General features: G+C 41.0%; 13 protein-coding genes and 1 pseudogene. 3 read left to right on the top strand and 11 right to left on the bottom strand.

Features of this window, described 5'->3' with window-relative positions:
- Positions 1-667 precede the first annotated feature (667 nt).
- Positions 668-4,204 carry a WD40 domain-containing protein gene (locus ANSO36C_RS30475; RefSeq protein ID WP_251960483.1) on the top strand — a complete coding sequence of 1,179 codons (3,537 nt, stop codon included), beginning with the start codon at positions 668-670 and terminating at the stop codon, positions 4,202-4,204.
- Positions 4,205-4,272: 68 nt separating this feature from the next.
- Here the strand turns inward: ANSO36C_RS30475 and ANSO36C_RS30470 are convergent, their stop codons facing one another.
- The 3 genes from ANSO36C_RS30470 to ANSO36C_RS30460 form a co-directional block, all read right to left on the bottom strand.
- On the bottom strand, positions 4,273-4,476 hold the full coding sequence (locus ANSO36C_RS30470; protein WP_251957803.1) for a hypothetical protein: 204 nt from the start codon (positions 4,474-4,476) through the stop codon (positions 4,273-4,275).
- Between the two features lie 10 nt (positions 4,477-4,486).
- Positions 4,487-5,050, bottom strand: coding sequence for a peptide deformylase (gene def, locus ANSO36C_RS30465; RefSeq protein ID WP_251957802.1), 564 nt, complete (start codon positions 5,048-5,050; stop codon positions 4,487-4,489).
- Positions 5,051-5,218: 168 nt separating this feature from the next.
- On the bottom strand, positions 5,219-7,399 hold the full coding sequence (locus tag ANSO36C_RS30460; protein ID WP_251957801.1) for an amylo-alpha-1,6-glucosidase: 2,181 nt from the start codon (positions 7,397-7,399) through the stop codon (positions 5,219-5,221).
- Between the two features lie 131 nt (positions 7,400-7,530).
- Here ANSO36C_RS30460 and ANSO36C_RS30455 point away from each other — a divergent pair, with 131 nt between their 5' ends.
- Together ANSO36C_RS30455 and ANSO36C_RS30450 are read left to right on the top strand one after the other, a co-directional pair.
- Positions 7,531-8,142 (top strand): peroxiredoxin, encoded by a 612-nt coding sequence (locus tag ANSO36C_RS30455; RefSeq protein WP_229553532.1) that lies wholly within the window; start codon positions 7,531-7,533, stop codon positions 8,140-8,142.
- A 645-nt stretch (positions 8,143-8,787) separates the two neighbouring features.
- Positions 8,788-9,324 (top strand): peroxiredoxin family protein, encoded by a 537-nt coding sequence (locus ANSO36C_RS30450; protein ID WP_251957800.1) that lies wholly within the window; start codon positions 8,788-8,790, stop codon positions 9,322-9,324.
- Between the two features lie 186 nt (positions 9,325-9,510).
- Here ANSO36C_RS30450 and ANSO36C_RS30445 read toward each other — a convergent pair whose 3' ends face one another.
- The 8 genes and pseudogenes from ANSO36C_RS30445 to ANSO36C_RS30410 form a co-directional block, all read right to left on the bottom strand.
- Positions 9,511-10,518, bottom strand: a complete 1,008-nt coding sequence (locus tag ANSO36C_RS30445) for a DnaJ C-terminal domain-containing protein (protein ID WP_251957799.1) — start codon at positions 10,516-10,518, stop codon at positions 9,511-9,513.
- A 119-nt stretch (positions 10,519-10,637) separates the two neighbouring features.
- Positions 10,638-11,147 (bottom strand): AAA family ATPase, encoded by a 510-nt coding sequence (locus ANSO36C_RS30440; RefSeq protein WP_251957798.1) that lies wholly within the window; start codon positions 11,145-11,147, stop codon positions 10,638-10,640.
- Between the two features lie 69 nt (positions 11,148-11,216).
- Positions 11,217-12,505: pseudogene (locus tag ANSO36C_RS30435) on the bottom strand (glucose-1-phosphate adenylyltransferase).
- Positions 12,506-12,808: 303 nt separating this feature from the next.
- Positions 12,809-13,003: a hypothetical protein gene (locus tag ANSO36C_RS30430; protein WP_251957797.1), complete on the bottom strand. Its 195-nt coding sequence runs from the start codon at positions 13,001-13,003 to the stop codon at positions 12,809-12,811.
- Positions 13,004-13,135: 132 nt separating this feature from the next.
- Positions 13,136-14,485: a WD40 repeat domain-containing protein gene (locus ANSO36C_RS30425; RefSeq protein ID WP_251957796.1), complete on the bottom strand. Its 1,350-nt coding sequence runs from the start codon at positions 14,483-14,485 to the stop codon at positions 13,136-13,138.
- Positions 14,466-15,605 (bottom strand): WD40 repeat domain-containing protein, encoded by a 1,140-nt coding sequence (locus tag ANSO36C_RS30420; RefSeq protein WP_251957795.1) that lies wholly within the window; start codon positions 15,603-15,605, stop codon positions 14,466-14,468. The genes ANSO36C_RS30425 and ANSO36C_RS30420 overlap by 20 nt, the downstream gene beginning before the upstream one ends.
- Before the next feature lie 154 nt (positions 15,606-15,759).
- Positions 15,760-16,929 carry an nSTAND1 domain-containing NTPase gene (locus tag ANSO36C_RS30415; RefSeq protein ID WP_323374625.1) on the bottom strand — a complete coding sequence of 390 codons (1,170 nt, stop codon included), beginning with the start codon at positions 16,927-16,929 and terminating at the stop codon, positions 15,760-15,762.
- Complete coding sequence (locus ANSO36C_RS30410) at positions 16,872-17,924, bottom strand: caspase family protein (RefSeq protein WP_251957793.1); 1,053 nt, start codon at positions 17,922-17,924, stop codon at positions 16,872-16,874. The genes ANSO36C_RS30415 and ANSO36C_RS30410 overlap by 58 nt, the downstream gene beginning before the upstream one ends.
- Positions 17,925-17,975: the final 51 nt, after the last annotated feature.

Here is a 17,975-nt window from a genome sequence, read left to right as displayed (position 1 = left end):
GTCAAGGTAAATAGTCCTACTCCTGAGTGGAGTTGGAATGCCACCGACGGTGGTTTTGATATTTGCAGATCATGAAAAGTTAAGCTCCTCAATAAATTGCCAGGGCAATTTGGATATCAAAATTAGACGCTCAATGCTCGTAATCGCAGATAACGCGCACTACGTGCATTGAAACCTTGCAATTCTGACAGACAATTTTAATGTTTGCCTTTTTCAGAATTGACGCTTCCAACCACTGCCTTTACTTCTTACTCACAGGACTTACGCAAAATTATGAAATAAACGTAGATGCCAAGGATATATTTGTTGAAGGCGTTCCCGTTGCCTTGACACAGCCTCTCGTAGAGAAGCATCAGATTAGAGTTTCAAAAAGTTCTTGCGTAGGTCTTAGCTCACTAAGTTTCTTTTTGTTGTATGTAACCGTAACCTTACTAAGTTACTAGCGTTTAAGCTATTATACTCACTATAAAGTAACCAAGTTACCTAGGTCAAGGTAAACTATAAAGAAAATTTTTTAAAAAGCCTAAAAACACTACAAATATGCCTAAAGATTGAGAAATACTCTACGTTCAATAAGCTTTCACACCGCTTTATTTGGGAGAATACTCACTTTTTGCAGTATATTGTCTCACATAGTGAGATAACATTGGGAGTGTAGTTTGTGAGTATGAGTGTGATTCCCGAAAAAGTTATTTTGGCTTTAGCTCAGGAAAGGTGCTTGTCTAGCAGTGAGCTAGAGGTTCTGTTATATGCTGTTCAAGGGCAATCGCCAAGTGCGATCGCTAAAGAATTGGCAATCAGCGCCGAGGCAGTACGCAAAAGATTGAGCGAAGTTTACAAAAAATTTAATGTTACTGGTAGCGGCCCAGGTAAGCTCACTAAGTTACAACAAATTATTGAGAAGTTACAACAAGCTATTGAAAGTGATTATCAAGCATCTTCACTAAATTCCATTGTCAAAAACCATCAAGATTGGGGTGAAGCGCCTGGTATCTGCGTTTTTCATGGACGTATAACAGAATTGTCTCAGTTAAAGCAGTGGCTCATCAAAGATAAATGCCAGCTAGTGGCAATATTGGGAATGGGGGGAATTGGCAAAACTACTTTATCGGTGAAACTGGCAAAGGAAGTTCAAGATAATTTTGAGTATTTGATTTGGCGAAGTCTTCGCAATGCCCCACCCGCCGCAGAGATGTTAGCAAACCTGATCGAATTTTTATCTGATGAGAGAGAAACAGACTTACCTGAAACCGTGGATGGTAGAGTAACGTTGCTGATTAATTATTTACGAGAGCGTCGTTGCCTTTTAGTATTTGATAATATAGAGACAATTTTACAAGAAGGCGATCGCGCCGGACACTATAGACAAGAATATGAAGATTATGGTCAACTAATTAGGCGGGTAGGAGAAGAACCGCATCAAAGCTGCTTAGTGTTGACTTCACGAGAAAAACCAAAAGAATTTGCTCCTTTAGAGGGAGAAACATCACCAGTCAGAACATTATTGTTAATCGGTTTAGAAAAAACAGAAGGACAACAAATTCTCCAAGATAAAGGGTTATTTGGGTTACAACAAGAATGGGCCGAGCTAATTGAGAAGTATTCAGGTAATCCTTTAGCATTAAAGCTAGTTTCTGAGCCAATTCGGGAATTATTTGATGGTGATATCGCTGCTTTTCTGGCTGAAGGAGAGATAATTTTTGGCGATACTCGAAATTTACTAAACCAGCAATTTGAGCGGTTGTCAGAGATAGAAGAAGAAATAATTTATTGGCTAGCAATCAAGCGCGAGTTAGTTTCTCTAGACGAATTGCTAAATGATATTCTGCGTCCATTACCCAAAAGGGAAGTACTGGAGGCGCTAGAATCACTGCGGCGGCGATCGCTAATTGAACAAAGAACAGCACTTTTCACCCTCCAGTCTGTGGTGATGGAGTATATGACTGACCGACTGGTTGAAGAGGTTTGTCACGAAATTACCACTCTTGAAATTGAACTATTTAATAGCCATGCTTTAATAGAAGCTACGGCTAAAGATTATATTAGAAATACTCAGATTGGTTTGATTCTCAAACCAATTATTGATAGATTGTCAACTATTTTTAGAACATCTAAAAATATGGAGAGTCAGCTATCCAAGATTTTATGGTATCTGCAACATATTCTCCAAACACCAGGATACGCGGGTGGCAATCTACTAAATATACTTTGTCAACTACAAACTAATTTAAGCGGCTATGACTTTTCCAATTTGACTATTTGGCAAGCATATTTACAAAGCGTGAATTTGCATCAAGTAAATTTTGCCAATGCTGATTTAGCTAAGTCCGTTTTTTCCGAAACCTTAGTTAGTATTTCGTCAGTAGCATTTAGCCCAGATGGAAAACTTTTAGCTACGGGTGATGCTGATGGCAAGACTTACTTGTGGCAAGTTGATGATGGAAAGCTACTTTTTAGCTGTACCGGACATAGCAGTTGGGTAAAATCAGTTGCCTTTAGTCCCGATGGTCAAACTTTAGCTAGTGGCAGTGATGACCAAACAGTGAAGTTATGGGATGTTCATGATGGTAAGTGCCTGAAAACCTTGCAGGGACATAGCAATTGGGTAAGGTCAGTTGCCTTTAGTCCTGATGGTCAAACTTTGGCTAGTGGCAGTGAAGACCAAACAGTAAAATTATGGGATGTCCATACTGGAAAATGTCTGACAACCTTGCAAGGGAATACTAATCGAGTCAGAACAGTGGCTTTTAGTCCCGATGGTGAAACTTTAGCTAGTGGCAGTGAAAAGCAAACAATTAAATTATGGGATATCCGCGATAGTAAGTGCTTGACAACCTTGCAGGGGCATAACAATTGGGTAAGGTCAGTTGCTTTTAGTCCCGATGGTAAAATTTTAGCTAGCGGCAGTGACGATAAAACGGTGAAATTATGGGATGTCCGTAATGGTAAGTGCCTGAAAACCTTGCAAGGACATACCAATCGGGTATGGTCGGTTGCCTTTAGTCCCGATGGTGAAATTTTAGCTAGCGGTGGTGATGACCAAACAGTGAAGTTATGGGATGTCAGTAATGGTAAGTGCTTAAAAACCTTTCAGGGGCATAGCAATCGGGTAAAGTCAGTTGCTTTCAGTCCCGATGGTCACACTTTAGCTAGTGGTAGTGAAAACCAAACAGTGAAGTTATGGGATGTTTATAATGGTGAGTGCTTGACAACCTTACAGGGACATAGCAATCGGGTAAAGTCAGTTGCTTTCAGTCCCGATGGTCACACTTTAGCTAGTGGCAGTGAAAAGCAAACAGTTAAATTATGGGATGTTCGTAACGATAAATTCCTCAGAATTTTGGAGGGGCATAATAGTTGGGTACGGTCAATTGCCTTTAGTCCCGATGGTGAAATTTTAGCTAGCGGCAGCGAAAAACAAACAATTAAATTATGGAATGTTCACACGGGGCAATGCCTCCAAAGGTTACAGGAACATACCAATCGAATTAGGTCAGTAGCTTTCAGCCCAGATGGTGAAATTTTGGCTAGTGGTAGTGATGACCAAACTGTGAAGTTGTGGGATGTTAATACGGGAAAATGCCTCAAAACTTTGCTAGGGCATACCAGTTGGGTAAGATCAGTTGCTTTTAGTCCTGATGGTCACACTTTAGCTAGTGGCAGTGAAAACCAAAAAGTGAGGTTATGGGATATCTCTACGGGAGAATGTGTCAAAACTTTGCAGGGACATAGCAATCGGATCAGGTCAGTTACTTTCAGTCCAGATGGTCAGACTTTAGCTAGTGGTAGTGATGACCAAACAATTAAATTATGGGATGTTTACATGGGCAAGTGCTTCGCAACCTTGCAAGAACATACTAATCGAGTCTGGTCAGTTGCTTTTAGTCCCGATGGTCAAACTTTAGCTAGTGCTAGTGCAGACCAAACGGTAAAATTATGGGATGTCCATAATGGTAAGTGTCTGAAAACTTTACAGGGGGCTAATTGGGTCAGGTCAGTTGCCTTTAGTCTTGATGGTCAAACCCTAATTTGTGGTAGCCAAGATGAGACAATTAAGCTTTGGGATGTATTAACGGGTGATTGCCTAAGAACACTGCGATCGCCACGACCCTACGAAGGAATGAATATTACTGGGGTTACAGGGTTAACCGCAGCGCAGTTAATGACGCTAAAAGCTTTAGGGGCAGTGGAAGAGGAGGAGTAAAAATAAAAGGTAAAAGAATGAATTTGCCTTTTTCATCCATTCCCTTACCTTTTTTATGTACCTGATGCTTATTTCATGTTAGCCCTTGCATCCTTAACTGCGGCAAAGAAAAATAATCCTGTGAGTGGAATGCTCAATCCCAGGATAATCGCCGTGGTTGTGAAACCAAAATCTGGTCGTCCGTAACTGAGTTCAAAAATCGAACCAACAGCTGCGATCGCACTTACACAAGAACCACCCAGAAATAAACCGCTTTTTGGAGTTAAATACACTACTAGCCCCCTATTTTATTGGTTTCACCGCTTGATACGAGAAGCCATTTTTAGATAGCTCCTGGGCTAAAGTCAAGGAGTTTTCTACACGGTCTACAAATACCACGCCGTTAAGATGATCCATCTCATGCTGAATGCAGCGTCCTAAGAGGTCATTAGCCTTTAATGTCCGAGGACGACCGTACTCGTCTTTATAAGCAATTTCCACCACTTCGGGGCGCTTTACGTCTAGATATACATTGGGAATACTTAAGCATCCTTCTTGGGCAACAGAGATGTCGCGGCTGACTTGTTTAATAGTGGGGTTAATCAACACCAAGGGCTGATTAGCTGCGTTTTCTGGTTCTAGGTCGATGACAATTAGTTGTTTATGAATTCCTACTTGGGGTGCAGCCAAACCAATGCCATCCTTGCTGTACATAGTTTGCAGCATTTCGCGCACTATTTTGCGGAGTTCGTCATCAACTTTAGAAACTCGCTTTGCAGCTTGACGCAGCACGCGATCGCCTAAGTAATGAAGTTCCAAAGGTGGATTTTTTAACTTTTTTTTCTCAACAGCAATATCAGAGGGCATGAGTCTTGATGGCTAGATGGTGAAAATTCCGATTATTCTAATTCTATCAATCTCAGTTAGACCTAGTAATCGACCAAGCCAAAAATGATCGATGGGTGAAGGCAGGGGGAGCAGCCGATATTTTTCAGCAGGTTAGAAGTTCCCTGATCAAGAAAATTATATTCAGCACTATTTAATGTGGCGAATTACTTCAGCAACTGACCAAGCTTGAGCGATCGCACCTCTGGGTGTATGAGGTAAATCGCCATCAAAAATCTCAGAAATAGAACCAATAGCAGCATCAAATTGGAAGTGATCTAGCAGGGGTTGCCAATCGAAAGGCAGCGATCGCTGTGGATAAAAACGTTGCCAAGCCCGAATATATGGCCCAATTAGCCAAGCCCAAACAGTGCCTTGATGATAAGCGCGATCGCGTTGCTCTTGGTTGCCCTCATATCTTCCTTTGTATTCGGGATCTCCTGGATCGAGACTGCGAAGACCATAGGGGGTAAGTAAGCTGGCAGTTGCTAAATCTAATACTTGACACCCTTGCTGTTCAGAAAAGGCGCAATGGTGCAGTGACAGCGCCAAAATGGCATTGGGACGAACTTGAAAATTCCGGCGATCGTCCGGCTCAATAGTATCGTATAAATAACCCAGATGAGGATTCCAGAACTTTTGCAGCGAGGTTTTTACATTTTGTGCTTGTTGAGCATAACGCTGTGCTTGCTTAGTCAGACGCACTGAATCACCAAACTCCATCTGGCTTAAGCGCTCTGCCCACTGACTTAGCCAGCATAAAGCTGAATACCACAGCGCATTGATTTCGACTGGCTTACCGTAACGGGGAGTGACGGGGTGTGCCCCAATTACCACATCCATCCAGGTAAGGGCTACACCAGGAGCATCCCAACTAACTAGCCCATCAGTAGCATCGATCTGGATATTGAAATGTGTACCACCGACAAATGCTTTGTAGATTTGCTGTACTAAGGGGAATTGCTCTGCCAAAAATTCCCAGTCTTGGGTAGCTTCTAAATAAAGTCCTAAAGTTTCAATCCACCACAACGCCGCATCAATACTGTTATAAATTGGTTCGCCATTGACATCAGGAAATGCATTAGGAATCAAACCGTGGCGACAATAATGCCCAAAAGTTCGCAATACTCCTTTTGCTAGGTCAAAGCGCTGTGGAACTAATGCCAACCCCGGTAAGGCGATTAATGTGTTGCGTCCCCAGTCATTAAACCAGTGATAACCAGCAATCACCGTGGGGCCTGCAATTGAGGCTCGATAGACAATAAACTGATCGCTTGCTTTGAGTAGTTGTTGGTTAAGTGGATATTGGGCATTGGACATTGGGCATGGGGCATGGGGCATTTGAGATTCGTAATTATTCCCCTGCTCCCTGCTCCCTGCTCCTCTGCCTCCCTCTCTCCATCCAAAAATCTGTGAGAGCCTTTCTTGCTCTGCCTCCACGGCTTCTGCAAAGGTTTTAGGGCTGAGAACACCTGACACCGAGTCGGGAAAACCTACTCGTGCTTCTAGAGTCACAGCATCTCCTGGTTGGAGTGTGACTATTAAGTAACCAGGACTGTACAAGTCTTCTTTGTCGCCTAATCCCCGTTTCGTCTCCTCAGACAATCCATAATCCCAATACCAAACTGCATCTGGTTGATAATTTCCTTGTGTCCAGCGCAAGTGCCAAGGTATACCGAAATGTCCAGAATTGATTGCTTGCAGACAGATTTGCTGTTGCCCTAGCAATTGTGAGAACTTTAATTCTTGACTAGCAGTCTGCTGATGGTGAAAGTCCCGTTCTGCTATCAACAGTCGCAACCGTAAAATTGCTGTATGACTTCCCTCGTAGCGATACTGAATTAAAATTCGATCGCAAAATTGGGCATTGGGTATAAGAGGCAGAGGGGAAAAACTTTCTGCAACTTCTCCCCTGCTCCCCTGCTCCCCTGCTCCTCTGCCCCCCTGCTCCCCCGCCCCCCTGCTCCCCTGCCCTTCGTCCCCAGCCCTCACCAAACCATAGGGCATCAGCAATTGTCTAGTTAACTGCCAGTTATCTTGACCCCAATTCCATTTTGGAACTGGGTTAATATCAAAAGAGCGTAGCAGGTCGTAGCCTGTCCGCTCAATCTTACCGTTACCCCAAAAATTTGTGCCCAGTGCTACAACGTTCCCTAATACTTCCAAACTAGCTTCTAGGTGCGAAAACAGCAGAGTCCTCCCAGAAGGTGGGTTTGTCGCGGCAAACAACCAACCATGATAAGTGCGCGTGCGGACACCAGAAACTGTGCCGCTAGCAAAACTTCCTAAGCCATTAGTAAGCAACCATTCTCTTGTATCTAAATCAGACATTTGCTACTCAAAATCGTTATGAGTATGATATAGTCGTAACAGATCGTAATTAAACTGTAAGAGCGTGGATGGGTAAGTTTTACTTGACCCGAATTCCAACGCTAATAAACCGATAAAGGAGAATTAAGTTAATGTCCCTTACTTACGGAACCGAAGGAAGCCTCCGCGTTGGTCAACAAGCTCCCGATTTCACAGCAACAGCTGTGGTAGATCAGGAATTTAAGACAATCAAACTTTCCGATTATCGCGGTAAGTATGTCGTCCTGTTTTTCTACCCATTAGACTTTACCTTTGTTTGTCCTACTGAAATCACAGCATTTAGCGATCGCTACGAAGAATTCAAGAAAATCAATACTGAAGTCCTTGGGGCTTCCGTTGATAGTGAATTCTCCCACCTCGCTTGGATTCAAACAGATCGTAAGTCTGGTGGTGTCGGCGACCTGAATTATCCCCTAGTCTCCGACATCAAGAAAGAGATTAGTGCCGCTTACAACGTTCTTGACCCAGCAGCAGGCATTGCCTTGCGCGGTCTATTCATCATTGATAAAGATGGTATCATACAGCACGCCACCATCAACAACCTAGCTTTTGGTCGCAGCGTTGATGAAACCCTGCGGACATTACAAGCACTTCAGTATGTTCAGTCTCACCCCGACGAAGTTTGCCCAGCTGGTTGGCAACCTGGTGACAAGACGATGAATCCTGACCCAGTGAAGTCTAAAGTCTACTTCTCTGCTGTCTAAATTTTCTTAGCTAGCAAACTCTAATCCATACTGTTGGAGTTAAGAGCAAAATCAATGAAAACCACAGATAAACAGAGATACACATTAAACAGTGTTAACCTCCGTGTCTATCTGTGGTTTTCTCTTGAAGAATTCAGAAGTCAGAATTCAGGAGTCAGAATGCAAAACGCTCGTTCGTGAAACGTCTCCCCTTGGGAGAAGACTCGCTAACGCTTCTCTACGAGACGCTAAAAGCGAACGCGAACTCGCTCTAAGGGAAGCCATGCCGTTCGGCGTTAGCGTCTCTGAAAGAGAAGGCTTTACGCTATCCGCTTTTTTGGTCAGAATTCATGCTGACTCCTGAATTCTGTTCGATTAAAATGGTATTTAGGACTTACGCACTGTACAAACGAATCATCTTGTGTATTAACACAAATGCGTCGTTTCAGGCTTTTGCAAAGTATCTTTTTTTAATTGCGATCGCAAAAAGTTAGTTGAAAAATCTACCTAAAAGCCCAGAAAAACATAGCTGCTATTTCGCCTTTTCTGTCAATGCGTAAGTCCTAGTATTTAAATAATCAGAGTTAAAAATATATTCAGTTTCAACATTGATGGCGACAGTTATATTCCATAAATCTTTGAAAATCTAAAAGCCAAAATACTACTATGCTTACTTCAACTGATTTTAGTGGTTTATTCAATGAGCGATTTTTCCGCAATTTCTTACCAGTTCCAGCTAGCAATAAACTTAGATTGGAAGTAGGAACACCAGACTTTCAACTGCCAGATATTACCAACGGAAGATTAGTAAAATTATCTGATTATAGAGGCAAACAACCCGTACTAGTTGCCTTTACTCGTATCTTTACCGAAAAGCAATATTGTCCCTTTTGTTTTCCTCACATCAAAGCTTTAAATGAAAACTATGAACAATTTAAAAATTGCGGTATAGAAGTTTTAATGATTACGAGTACCGATGAAAGGCAGAGTCAAATAGTTGTGAGGGATTTAGGCTTAAAAATGCCATTATTGAGTGATCCTAGTTGTAGAGTTTTTCGTAACTATCAAGTAGGACAAGCGCTGGGAGCGCCTTTAGCAGCACAATTCGTATTAGATAAAGAAGGGAAACTCCGCTACTGGCATTTATTTTCTTTTCTGGATCACAATGCTAGTGTTGAAACATTGTTAGAGCAATTTAAGTGAATATCAAAAATTAAATGCTTGGTGCGATCGCTTAGTTGCACGGATAACGTGGCAAGCTACCGAGCCTACACCAGAGGCAATAGAAGCGTTTAAATTCATTCTGATGGCGAGAATGGCGCAGTAAATTCATACCGAATTAATTTAGAAACGCAAAGTGCCCCTCCGCGTTTCTAAAATCCACAATATTCACAGCCTGACTTGGTTCAAATGACTGCGGGGATTATAAGTACGTATAGCCCGGATTTTTTCATAATATTCCCGCTCTTGTTGGCTGAGGTCTTTTGGTGGAACGATCGCCACTTTCACCAACTGATCGCCGCGTCCTCCCTTGGCGAGGGGCCAACCTTTGCCACGTAAACGCAGAGATTGACCAGAACGCACCCCTGCTGGTAGTTTGACATTAACTGAACCATCAGGAGTAGGTACATCAATGGACGCTCCCAAAGTGGCTTCATCTGGGGTGATTGGCACTTCGCAAACAAGATTATCGCCTTCCATTTGGAAAAACGAGTGTGGCTGAAGTTCAACTTTTAAGTATAAATCCCCGCGTTGTTGAGTCATGGGGTTGATTTGACCTTTGCCCCGCACACGCAGGCGAGTACCAGTTCTAGCGCCAGATGGAATGCGGACATCTATTGTTTCGTTACCTAAACTGAAGCGCTTTTGCACACCATTAAAAGCTTCGGTAAAAGTGAGAGCGATCGCAGCTTCACTATCTTGGCTAGTACCCGCACCTGCATCTTGAAACCCAAAATCGTTAAAGCCGCCAAAACCACTTGGCGCACCTGTAGAAGTGCGATAAGAGTAACTTTGTGAGCTACTTTGTCGCCCGCCACGAGGAGTAGCACCACCAAAACGTCCTAGCAACTCATTAATGAACTCATCAAAATTTCCGTATTGGCTGAAGTCAAAGTTACCCATATCGGGGCCAACACCGCCGGATGGAAAACCTTGACCGACTTGTTTCCAATATTGGCCAAATTGATCGTACTTTTTGCGTTTATCTGGGTCTGACACAACTTCGTAGGCTTCGCTAACTTCTTTAAAGCGTGCTTCTGCCTGTTTGTTATTTGGGTTGACATCAGGGTGATATTTGCGGGCTAGTTTACGAAAGGCTTGTTTAATCTCCTCTGGACTGGCAGTCTTACTAACTCCCAAAATTGCGTAATAGTCTTTGAAGTCGGTTGCAGCCATCTACCAGCCTCCTATAGAAATTCCCGTTATGTTTTTTTTTAAGATAAGAGATATTATTTTGCCTGGTATAGTGCCAAGCGAAAAGAATCTGACTTTAAATTAACAAAGAATATAGAAAATCAAGTGTGGTTCTCGCTCATTGAGCGATCGCAATTTCCGTACTCCGATTTTTCTGATAAGCGGATCAGGTTGTCTAGTCCTTCTTCCAGGCTTGGGGGAGCATCGCGGAGTTGACGGTGCATCCGCAAAATAATTTCTTCTGGAACCTGGTGCAATCGTCTTTTATTCCGTGCCAAACATAGCCAGACTGGTGTATCTACCCAAATTACCGTAATGTGGGTAAAACCCAACTCACGCGCTAAAGCAATGACATCACGACGATGGCGGCGCTGGGCATTAGTGGCATCGAAAATAGCTTGATTAGTTGTGGAAATAGCTTGCTGAAATTGCCGCTCAATTTCGCGCCAAATCAGCAGCCACGGCCCCTGAACAGCTTGGGAACCGAACAATTGCCCCCGGATGGCATCTGTAGAAATCAGCGCCATTTGGGGGCATTCTGCCAGTAATTGTTTTGCCAGAGTTGACTTACCGCTACCTGGAAGACCAATTAGCAAAATGAGTTTAGTCATTTGTCCTTTGTCATTTGTTACTTGTGACTATTAACTAATGACTAATGACCAATGACCAATGACCAATGACTAAATGATGGTTCCATCGGGAATTACAGCATTTTTCAACACGACAACAATGCCACTGCGGATGTAGAAACCTTGATTTTCCCGTTCAGCTTCTTGCACGTTATCTTTATTAATTATTTTGACATCGTGACCGATGCGGGCATTTTTATCGATGATGGCACCGCGAATCATCGTGTCTATACCGATACCTACGGGAATGTCGTTTTCTACTAAGTTAGATTGACGTTCCACAGAAGCTTGGTAAAAATCTGCACCCATGAGCAAAGATTCTTCGATGACGCAGCCAGATTCAATCCGCGATCGCACTCCCAAGACTGAATGTTGAATGCGGCAATTTTTCAAAATACAACCTTCGCCGATAATTGATTCTGTGATATGGCAATCTAAAAGTTTAGTTGGAGGTAAGTAACGAGCGCGGGTATAAATTGGTGCCTTTTCATCGTAGAAACTAAAAGGTGGCTGGGGCTGCTGAGTCAGTGCTAAGTTTGCATGATAAAATGCCTCAATTGTTCCAATATCTTCCCAGTAGTCATCAAAAAGGTAAGCTTGAACGTTGTAATCTTTAGAGGCATCAGGAATAATTTCTTTGCCGAAATCAGTCCTTTCGATACCTTCTCTCAATAACTTGAACAAAACCTCTTTCTTAAAGACATAAATCCCCATTGAGGCGATGTAAGGCTGTTGCTTGGCTTGTTCTTTTGATAATCCCAGTACACTTGTATCAACTTGCATTTGGGTTAACGCTTCACCTTTGGGTTTTTCGCTAAAGTCGATTACCCTACCAGAATCGTCAATTTTCATCAAGCCAAAATCTGAGGCGCGCCGCTCATCAATGGGGATGACTGAAAGAGTAATATCAGCCCCTGTTTCCCGATGGCGCTGGATAAACTGGCGATAATCCATCCGGTAGAGGTGATCACCTGAGAGGATTAAATATTCTTCTACATCCCATTCTTCCATTAACCATAGATACTGACGCACAGCATCGGCTGTACCTTGGAACAGTTAGGGTTTTCTGGTGTTTGTTGTGCTGCTAGGACTTCTACAAAACCTTCGTTGAAGCCACTAAAGTTATAGGTACGGGCAATGTGACGATTCAGGGAAGCTGAGTTGAATTGTGTCAGGACATAGATTTTGAATATTTCGGAATTTATGCAGTTACTAACAGGGATATCGATTAGGCGATACTTACCCGCTACTGGTACTGCTGGTTTAGCGCGGAGTTTGGTTAGGGGGTAAAGCCGAGTACCCGCGCCACCACCAAGGATGATTGATAATACTTTTTTCACAAAATTTCTCCCGACTGCCTTTCAACTCTCACTCTCAGTTTAGGACTGTCTGCCACCACAGGTAAGGGGGATCATCTGATTCTTTGGGATGAATTTTACAGAATGCTGGTAGTGTATGGATGGTGGGGCTGATAAGGAGAAAAGCTAGAACGTTTGTATTAGTGAGTATGAAGAATGGGTGCGATCAATCGCTACACTAGTTCTACGACGACTACCATTTTTCTATTCTTTTGCACATCACAATACCTCCAATCCCCCTTGTTTGGAGGAATTAGAGGCAAGAGTATCTGATTTTTGGCAAAATCACACAGAATTTGTATTAACCCCTTTTTTTAGTAGACAACGTGGAGAATCTTTATCTTTCCGAGGACATCCGCGATCGCAAAGTTCAATTAAGTTAATTGATTGCTGAAACGGTCGATAATAATTACTCTTCAACCAAAAATTCGCGGTTTCAGAAGGTTCTTCTACGTTTGTCGGCAGTAGAATTAATTTCATGTGCAGTAACTCCCATTTTTAAATTTTTTGTTTTACGAAGCCATCAATGTTTTTCGCCTAAAAGTATCTCTTAAAGCAATCATTGTGTTTTTGACATTACTATTAGTTTGCTAGTTTAGGCTAGGCATTTTTTTAATTGCCTGGAGTTAAAAAAACGTTCTTAAGAAAATCTCCGATATTTATCTCCCTTGCTTTAGTTTTATCAATACTTAACAAATTTTGTAAAATATCAAAAATTGCTGGTTGATTAACAATGTTTATTAAATAATTATATGTATCTTTTGATATTCGTTCTATTAGTTCTTGTCTACTTTCACCAATGTTTACGGTATCCCAAATTCTAACATTTTTATCATCACCACCAGAAGCGATAAACTTACCATCATGGCTAAAACTAACGCTATTTATCTGAACCCCATGCCAAAATTCTGCTATTGGTTCTGCATTTAAATCTCCATAAGTCACGGTAGACCAAACTCTTACAAATCCATCTTTACTTCCAGAGGCGATCATCTGATTGTCAGGACTGAAACTGATTCCATACACTGTATCTTTATGTTTGCAATTTTTTATAGTCTTCTTTGTTTTTATATCCCAAATCCGAACAAAGTTATCTTTATAAGCAGCAGCTATCATTTGACCATCAAAGCTAAACTTGACATCAAAAACTGGAGTTTTTTGAGCCATTTTTTTCTCTAATTCAGGCACTAAAGAATGTAGCAGTTTAGCATCAGGAGGTAAACTCCAAATATTTACTTTGTTATCTCCACCACCAGAAGCGATAAACTTACCATCAGAGTTAAAACACACTCCATAAACTTTATCGTCGTGTTCGCCAATTTTTATGAGTTCATAGTTATGATCTAAAAGCTTCCAAACCCTTACGTTTTTATCCCAATTAGCAGATACAATTGACTGATCGTCAGGGCTGAACATAAGTTTTAAAACAATCTCATCATTATCTTCTTTTGGTTTTATTTGTCTATTAATACTGTTATTATTTATGCTTGTAATTTTTATAATTCCATCAGCATCACCAGAAGCAATCAACTCACCATTACGACTAAAAGTAACAGACCAAACTGGGCTTTGATGTTGTATATCCAAACTATCAATCATTTTCCATGAAGTTGATAAAAAAGTATCGTCTTCTTGCTTACGCCAAACTTTTACAGTTTTATCTACACTTGCAGAAGCAATCATCTTACCGTCTAAACTTACTTTAACATCATTAACATTGTCATCATGTGCTGGAACATTGCCATCAAATCCTTGCAAGCGCCGACCATATTTACCTTCATAGATCATTTCCTGTATATAATAAATTGCTTTGGGATTTTGCTCGACGATATCTTTAATTAAGTCGTGGATAATTTCCAGCAATTTACTGTTGGTTTCTAGCATAAATTCCTTTAATTTCAAATGTGATTTTGATTTAAATTTAATTATCGCCTCAAAGCATCTATCTCTTGTAAAACTCATCACAGATATGTTTATCTTCTTTTGATATCTGGGAATTGTTAGTTAAATAATTTCGCAGAATATCGCAACTATATTTTAATAATTCATCTCGACTTTTTACTTTTACATTACTTATATTTGAATTGATATGCCAAAGCGTGACGATTTTACTCTGAGCCGATGCTATCATTTGATCCTGATGGCTAAAAGTAACGCTGTTGACACTATCACTGTGCCAAAATTCTTCTAATTTATTGCCGTTAGGAATACTCCAAATTTTCACAGTTTTATCTTTACTAGCAGAAGCTAGCATATTACCATCCTGATTAAAACTTACTGCATAAACTGAGTCTTGATGATGGAATGTTCTTTTAATTTTTTCACTAGCAACATCCCAAATTTTTACAGTTTTATCCTGACTAGCAGAAGCTAGGATACTAGCATCTGGACTGAAACTTACTCCATAAATCACATCTCCGTTTGCAAGCTTTTTCAATAATGTTTTATCTTGAGCTTTCCAAACTTTGACAGTTTTATCATCTCCACCAGCCGCAATCATATTACCATCTAAACTAAAATTCACGGCATTAACCCGATTTCCATCTGTCAAGGTTTTGATTAAATCACCATTTGCAACATTCCAAATTTTTACAGTTTTATCCCAATTAGCCGAGGCAATTGTCCGATCGTCAGGACTAAAGCTCACTTTTAAAACAAGCCTATCGTCTTCTTTAACATTTTTTGGTGGGAGAAATTTTTGTTTCAGCTCTCCATTTCGACTATTCCAAATGTTGACAATTCCACCAGCATCGCCGGAAGCAAGCAAATTACCATCGTTACTAAAAGTAACAGCCCAAACCGCACTATTGTGTTTTAGAGGTTGTTTGAATGGCTTACCTTCCTTAGTCCAAAGTCTGACAGTTTTATCGTTACTTGCAGAAGCAATCATGTTACCGTCTGGACTAATGCTAACATCATTAACTGTCTCACTATGTCCTTCTAAGCGATTGCGCTCTTTGGATTGAGAGATAATATTTTGGAGCCTTTTAGTAGATGCGATTTGCTCTGCACCAATTTTTTTTAAATATTTCAGTACTTTTACACTTTTTATCAATGCTTCTAACTGTTTGTGGACTTTCAATAGCTGTTCTGGTTCTAAAATTAAAACTTCGATAACAGCTTTTTCTCGTTGATTTGCTTGTTGCTTCAGTCCAATAACCAAGACTGCAACTATTGTCAAATTAACTACTGCTAAAGACAACCACCAATTTTTTTGCCTTTCAGCTTTAACTCTATTACGGGCTTCCTGTTGTTTTTTCTGCTTCAGCTTTGGCCCTAGCTTCTGCTTCTTCTTGTCGAGATTCTGCTAGCTCTCGCAATTGGCGTTCATGCTCTAGTTCAGATTGTATTTCTCGATTGCGCCTTTTTAAACTCTTTTGCAAAAACTCTATTTCTGGTGGCGTAAATCTTGGTTGAGTTTTCTCTACCCACTCCGCAATTACAGCTAACTTTGCACCCGTTAATAGTGCATCATCGGATTTATTAAATATTTCCTGCCATTCTTGACAATCTTCTTCTAAAGAGCGATGGAGACGAATATTCTCCAAATCTTTAGCAATCCAACTGTTGAGTAATTTCCACTCAGATATCAGCGCTTCATGGGCGACTTCTATTGTCTTTTCATCAGTGATAATTAAGCGTTGTTGGGAATCAGCTAATAATCCTATCACCCGTTGCAGCTGTTGTGGAGAATCTGAAATTGCTGCTAATCTCTCCCAGCTAACACGCCGCCGCGTCACTCCTCCACTTTTACTTAATTGCACCAACTCCATAAATAAGCTTTGGACAAACTTTTGATCTACGGTTGTAAAACTTTGATATAAAATTGTAGCTCGTTTGTCTAAAGCTCCTATAACTCCCCCAATTTCTTCATATCCTATGTGAGTTAAAAGTGGTTGTGGAGATTCCGCTTCTATACAAACTCGCCATAGTTCTTTAAGGGCGTATTGTAAGAGTGGTAATGCTCCCGGCTGTCCAATAATGTCTTGAGCAATTTGCGATACTAAACCATGTTCAAAAGTCACGCCATGCAAATTCGCAGGTTTTTCAATAGCTTCCTGTAATTCAGCAAAAGACATTGGTGTGACGATGAATGCTGTGGGAGGATCGCTATTAATAAGAGTAATAATTTCTAGATATTCAGCACATTTATTTAAAAAATCACCTCGCATTGTCAAAATTATCCGCGTTTGTTTTTCAGCCGCCTTAACTTCCTGTACCACTGAGCGGATAAAAGCTTTTCTTTCCTCTTCGTCTTCACAGAGAGTGAATATTTCTTCAAACTGATCGATAAATAGCACATAAGGCTGATTTTGTTGTTGTCGAGCCAGAATATCAACTAATTTGCCTAGAGGGTGTTCTCCAGGGGTAAAAGATGCGATCGTCCATTCACTGCTTCCAGGCAGCGATTGTCTTTCAGTTGCGGTAACAAACCTGCTTTTACCAACGAAGATTTGCCACTACCTGAGTAGCCAATTACAGCCAAAAAACGACTATCCAGCAAACGTAAAATCAGTGTGCGAACTGCTTGTTGTCGTCCACCAAAATATTGTGCTTGCTCGAATTCAAAAGCATAAAGTCCTCGATAAGGATTTCTCCGATTAAAAGCAACTTCTTCTTTCGGAATATCTAATTGAGGATAAGTTATCAAAGTAATCAAACTTCCTAAGCCCATACGAATTGGTTCTTGTACTGAACCTTTCAATTCGTTGCTGACAAAATCGAATAAGCGATCGCTACTAATTCGCCTACTACTCCCTGCATTTTCAACTGCTAATCCCTTGATAACAGCACCTGTGAAAATACTATATTCTTCACTCTTAATAACTGCTGCGCGTTCAAAGCGGCGACAAGCTGTAATTAAGTAATAATCCTTTTGTTTACTGAAAGCGTTAAGAGTTCTTTCTATTAATTGTTTTTCTAAAAAATAGCCGCTATGACAACAATCGAGTAGCATCACTAAACTACTCAATTGCGAATATCGAATTAAGTCGTTAAGGCTATCCAAGTCAATGCCATATTTTTGTTCAACATTTTCGTTATCCTTAAATTCAATCTGACAATCGGAACTTGCCAAATATCCTTTTTGTTGTCCTAAGTTGTCGGAAATAGTAAACCCATGCCCGCTAAAATAAATCAGCGCTTCATTATTAGCAGCTTGCTCTAGCAGGAATGTTTTGATTTTTTGACCGATTTCAGCGCCAGTAACTTTTGACGCTGCCATTTCATAGCCGTTTTTATCTTTGTTCCAGCGCTGTGGTAGTCTTTGCACAGACTGGAAATCACCATACTGCTCTAGGAGTTGCGCGATCGCTTCAGCATCATTTGTAGTCTTCGACAAACGCGGTAATGATAGGCTGACATACTCAGCGATGCCAATAACAAGCGCGTATCGTGCCATTTAACACACCTTAGGTTGAAAAATGCGGGATAATCTTGAGAGACACAATGA

Origin of the sequence: Nostoc cf. commune SO-36, from assembly GCF_023734775.1 — a bacterium.
Taxonomy (GTDB): Bacteria; Cyanobacteriota; Cyanobacteriia; order Cyanobacteriales; family Nostocaceae; genus Nostoc; species Nostoc commune_A.
This window is presented reverse-complemented; position numbering and strand designations above follow the sequence as displayed.

Excerpts from the sequence above, each read along its gene's own strand:
- ANSO36C_RS30410 (WP_251957793.1), bottom strand. The coding sequence starts at position 17,924 with ATGGCACGATACGCGCTTGTTATTGGCATCGCTGAGTATGTCAGCCTA.
- ANSO36C_RS30425 (WP_251957796.1), bottom strand. The coding sequence starts at position 14,485 with ATGAGTTTTACAAGAGATAGATGCTTTGAGGCGATAATTAAATTTAAA.
- ANSO36C_RS30460 (WP_251957801.1), bottom strand. The coding sequence starts at position 7,399 with ATGTCTGATTTAGATACAAGAGAATGGTTGCTTACTAATGGCTTAGGA.
- ANSO36C_RS30475 (WP_251960483.1), top strand. The coding sequence starts at position 668 with ATGAGTGTGATTCCCGAAAAAGTTATTTTGGCTTTAGCTCAGGAAAGG.
- ANSO36C_RS30440 (WP_251957798.1), bottom strand. The coding sequence starts at position 11,147 with ATGACTAAACTCATTTTGCTAATTGGTCTTCCAGGTAGCGGTAAGTCA.
- ANSO36C_RS30455 (WP_229553532.1), top strand. The coding sequence starts at position 7,531 with ATGTCCCTTACTTACGGAACCGAAGGAAGCCTCCGCGTTGGTCAACAA.
- ANSO36C_RS30450 (WP_251957800.1), top strand. The coding sequence starts at position 8,788 with ATGCTTACTTCAACTGATTTTAGTGGTTTATTCAATGAGCGATTTTTC.
- def (WP_251957802.1), bottom strand. The coding sequence starts at position 5,050 with ATGCCCTCTGATATTGCTGTTGAGAAAAAAAAGTTAAAAAATCCACCT.
- ANSO36C_RS30445 (WP_251957799.1), bottom strand. The coding sequence starts at position 10,518 with ATGGCTGCAACCGACTTCAAAGACTATTACGCAATTTTGGGAGTTAGT.
- ANSO36C_RS30430 (WP_251957797.1), bottom strand. The coding sequence starts at position 13,003 with ATGAAATTAATTCTACTGCCGACAAACGTAGAAGAACCTTCTGAAACC.